Raw genomic sequence first — 535 nt, 5'->3', positions numbered from 1 at the left:
CGATTTCTGCCGTAGAAAATCGGTACCCCTTCTTATCGTGCTAAAGCAACTATCTTCTAATGATATCACTCGGTTATCAAGCCAAATCGATTATGTGTTGATGCCTCATGATACTGAGTTTGCTCTTCAACCTTGGATTGACCACACAACCTTGGTACGTGAGCGGTTCGAGAGAATGAATTCAGAAATTGAATCGCTGACGAACAAGATTGAAGAGCGAAAGCTGGTGGAAAAAGCCAAAGGCTTATTGATGAAAGTGCATAATGTAGATGAGGAACACGCGTACAAAGCAATGCGAAACTCTGCAATGCAATCGAGTCAAACGCTTACTCAAGTTGCGAAGAACCTGATTACCGCATTGCAACTAATTGATTAACTTCTCTACTACTTTGGAGTTATGGTGAAAATTCTACCGTGGTGCGTGTTGCACTAACAGTAAGCAAATACAATTGTTTGGTAACTAGGGTCAACTCTAATTTGCTGTATTTAAAGTGAAAAATTAGTTGGCACAGTAATTGGATTAGTTAGAACGGGT

Annotated in this window: 1 protein-coding gene; it reads left to right on the top strand. The window is 40.2% G+C overall.

Going from position 1 to position 535, the window contains the following annotated elements; translation table 11 throughout:
* On the top strand, positions 1–376 hold a 376-nt coding region (locus tag R7O13_RS30410), incomplete at its 5' end, for an ANTAR domain-containing response regulator (RefSeq protein ID WP_318305662.1).
* Between the last annotated feature and the right edge of the window lie 159 nt (positions 377–535).

It is taken from the genome of Vibrio sp. Y176, assembly GCF_033438945.1.
This window is presented reverse-complemented; position numbering and strand designations above follow the sequence as displayed.